The organism is Porphyromonas sp. CAG:1061 (assembly GCF_000435035.1).
Taxonomy (GTDB): Bacteria; Bacteroidota; Bacteroidia; order Bacteroidales; family Porphyromonadaceae; genus Porphyromonas_A; species Porphyromonas_A somerae.
In genome coordinates this window covers 31472-35259 of the sequence record NZ_HF988953.1, presented here as the reverse complement: position 1 = coordinate 35259, position 3788 = coordinate 31472, and the positions used below count along the sequence as shown (strand labels likewise).

Annotated in this window: 4 protein-coding genes; all 4 read right to left on the bottom strand. The window is 48.7% G+C overall.

From position 1 onward, the window contains the following. On the bottom strand, positions 1-1018 hold a 1018-nt coding region (locus tag QVO39_RS08975; RefSeq protein WP_288171976.1), incomplete at its 3' end, for a lysine--tRNA ligase. 142 nt (positions 1019-1160) lie between these two features. Further along, positions 1161-1907 (bottom strand): cell division protein FtsQ/DivIB, encoded by a 747-nt coding sequence (locus QVO39_RS08970; protein WP_021903885.1) that lies wholly within the window; start codon positions 1905-1907, stop codon positions 1161-1163. Beyond that, entirely contained in the window at positions 1904-3277 is a 1374-nt protein-coding gene (gene murC / locus QVO39_RS08965) for a UDP-N-acetylmuramate--L-alanine ligase (RefSeq protein WP_021903884.1), read from the bottom strand. Before murC ends, QVO39_RS08970 begins: the two co-directional genes overlap by 4 nt. A 2-nt stretch (positions 3278-3279) precedes the next feature. Then, positions 3280-3788: UDP-N-acetylglucosamine--N-acetylmuramyl-(pentapeptide) pyrophosphoryl-undecaprenol N-acetylglucosamine transferase (locus QVO39_RS08960; RefSeq protein ID WP_288171975.1), on the bottom strand; the 509-nt coding region annotated here is incomplete at its 5' end.

Below are 3788 nucleotides of genomic sequence, written 5' to 3'. Positions count from 1 at the left end.
TGTCAAAGCCTGTATACTTTAGGATGGCATCACGCATCGTCACACGAGGGTAGGGCGCCTTAAAGTCAATCTCGCGGTCACCTACCTTGGTCTTAGTCGTCCCATTCACCTGAATAGCGATGTACTCCAGCATCTGCTCCGTCATCTCCATCATCCAGTTGTAGTCGGTGTAGGGTACATAGACCTCCATCGCTGTAAATTCTGGATTGTGGGTACGGTCCATTCCCTCATTGCGGAAGTTTTTGCTAAACTCATACACCCCATTGAATCCACCCACAATCAGTCGCTTTAGGTAAAGCTCATTAGCAATACGCAGGTAAAGTGGTATATCCAGAGCATTGTGGTGAGTGACAAAAGGACGAGCTGCAGCACCACCTGGGATGCTTTGTAGGATAGGAGTCTCTACCTCCAGATAGCCACGTGCGTCTAGAAATTCACGCATCGCCTTGAAAGTCTTACTACGCTTGATAAATACTTCCTTCACTTGAGGGTTCACCACAAGGTCCACATATCTCATGCGGTACCTCTGCTCAGGGTCACCAAATGCATCGTAAGTGACGCCATCCTTCACTTTCACCACAGGAAGAGGGCGTAAGCTCTTGGATAGGAGCTTCAGCTCCTGTACGTGGATAGATACCTCACCCATCTTGGTACGGAATACATATCCCTTAATGCCAATGAAGTCACCGATATCTAGGAGCTTCTTAAATACCGTATTATAGAGCTCTTTATCCTCACCAGGTGCAATATCGTCACGAGTTACATAGAGCTGGATACGCCCCGTGGAGTCTTGTAGCTCACAGAATGAAGCTTTACCCATGATACGACGCATCATAATACGTCCTGCCATACTCACCTCTCTCCGAGGAGCTTCATCATCAAATGACGCCAATACCTCATTGGCATATGCAGTCACTTTAAATTCCTCTGCTGGATAGGGGTTAATTCCCATTTCCCTCAACTTCTCCAGACTCTGACGTCTTAATACCTCCTGCTCACTTAGCTCTCTAGTACTCATCTATATATAGAATATTATAATGTCCAATATGTTCCCCTCAATAGGTTGTCCTATTGGGTGATACAACTCTTTGCACAAACTTACCCAAAATTATTGAGTGGTGTTAATGATTAAAGCTTTTTCGTCTCTTTTTGGAGGTCGGCTATGGGCGACGCTTACACACAATCTGCCCAGAATAAGAGAGTTTGACCAGTTGATAGCGATTTGCTCCCACTTGTGGCACAATCTTATTGTAAAAGGTATGTATCTTCTCCAGGTCCTCCTCCAGATTAGTCGTTCCCAACACCTCAAATATGTAGTCACCAACTCGTGGATAGAAGTGCAGACGATTGCCCTCCTTCAGTTCAATCACACTGAAAAAAGAGGCCCAATCCTCGTGTGTCTGCATAAACTGACTGAGAGGTAAAAGCGTCTGTTTGAGCGTGATAGAGTCGACCTGGTGAGCTCTTACAATGGGAAGGTATACCGAGACGCCCACCTTCGTACGCATTGGGTTCCCCTCATCATCAAGGTAAAAGGAGCCTTGGTCAGAGAAAAAGCGCAAGACTGGTTTGCGACTCTCCACCTGTACCGTCATCTGATGCGCAGCGGGCGAAATATAAGCATTAACCTTCTTGGCATAGGGTATTTCTTGGCGTACTCGGCCTTCTATTCCTGCCAAATCCACAGAGACCGTCGTGGTGTCGGTAATATCGATGGGAAGTATGCGCGACACATCATCCTTATCTAAAAAACTTGCCTCACTCCCATGGATCACTATGCGAGTACGATTGGGCTGCACAATGTAGCGAGACTGCCCTCGGAAGGCAAAGTAAGAGTAGCCCATAACCCCTAATAGGGTGAGTGCTATCAGCCAAATGAATAGGGTTGAGGCTTTCTTTCTCGTCATATCACTACACTCTTGAGATAGTCACGTACCTCGGGGAGCAGATACTCAATATCTCCTGCTCCCATCATCACGAGCACATCAAAGTGGTGCTTGCGTAGCTCAGGGATCAACCCCTCCTTCGTCACAGAGGCCTTTAGCGGAGAGGTAACTAACTTTGCCAATGCATCTGATGTCACCCCCGGGATAGGCTCTTCACGGGCCGGGTAGATTGGAATTAAAATCACATTATCCACCACCGAAAGTGCTTCGGCAAACTCCTTCATAAAGTCAGCAGTACGACTAAAGAGGTGGGGCTGAAAAACCACTGCGATCTCTTTGTCTGGGTAAAGCTTCCGAATAGAGGTGAGCGATGCCTTGATTTCATCGGGGTGATGGGCATAATCATCAATCATCACCGGGTGTTGGGGCTCATTGAGCCATCGTTCAAAGCGGCGACGGCTTCCCAAGAAGCTCTTCAGCCCCTCCCTCAATTCCTCCTCAGTTGCTCCTAGGTGCTGAGCTAGTGCCAGTGCCGCCGTAGCATTCAGTACATTGATCTCCACTGGAGTGCCGATTTGGAGCTGTTGGTAACACCCTCTAGGGTAGTGCCAGTCAAAAAAAAGCTCCGCATCGCGGTAGGTCACATTACTATACCAATAGTCCGATTGTGAGGAGCTTCCATAGCGAAATAGGGTCACCCCCTCAGGGTATTTATCTAAATGTGCCTTCTCATTGAGGAGCAACACTCCCCCATCGTTAATCTTATCTGCAAAGATCTGAAAAGCCTCTCGGTATGCCTCAGGTGTTCCATAAATATCGAGGTGGTCTGGCTCTGTAGAGGTGATAATCGCGTGCGTTGGGGTTAGTTGATGAAATGAGCGATCATACTCATCCGCTTCGATAACCACATAAGGGCTATTGGGGTTTAAGTAAAGGTTGCTTCCACTATTTTGGGAAACTCCACCGAGAAATGCATTGGCACCAATGTGCGACTGCTCAAGGAGATGAGCCAAAAGTGTACTAGTAGTAGTCTTACCATGCGTGCCCGCCACACAGAGTGCTTTTTGCCTTCGGGTGATTTGCCCCAGCACTACCGCACGCTTCACCTGCTCGTAGTCGTGCTGTGCGTAGTATTGGCGGATATGATTATCCTCGTGTATTGCAGGCGTGTAGACTACCTGCACCTCCCTAGGTGCTTGGTATTTGGTGGGAATCAGCTCCGGACGATCTTCATAGATAATCTCTGCTCCTGCCTCCTCCAAAGCCGTGGAAACCTTTGAGCGGATCCTATCATATCCTCCCACATGGGCCCCTTCGGCAAGGAAATAGCGGGCAATGGCACTCATGCCGATGCCCCCAATACCGATGAAAAAATAACTCTTCCCTTTCATATCTACTTCTTTGTGGCTTTCTTCGCTTCCCACTTCTCCACAATTTTCACCACCTCATCCACGATCGTCTCATCCGCCTTTGGACAGGCTAGCTTCAGGGCATTGGTGCCCAGCACCTCCAGCTGTTTCTCCGCCCCAAGTAGCTCCAGAGCTTTCGGCACCAAAGCCTCTCGTGCGTCGGCATCCGCCACCATCACCGCAGCGTTATCCGCTACCAGAGCTTGAGCATTTTTAGTTTGGTGATCCTCCGCCACATTAGGGCTAGGTACCAAGATCGAAGGCTTCCCCAGCATACATAGCTCCGAGATAGAGCTAGCTCCCGCCCTAGAGATCACCAGATCGGCCACCGAGTAGGCATAGTCCATACGGTTGATAAAGTCAGTGAGTACAATATTTTTATCTTCCAACCCTTGGCTTTTGAGATGCTCTTGCCCCTCTTTTATGTAGCCCTTTCCGCACTGCCATAGGAGTTGCATGGTCTCCCGCTCGCTCGCAAAAAGCTTCACGGCAG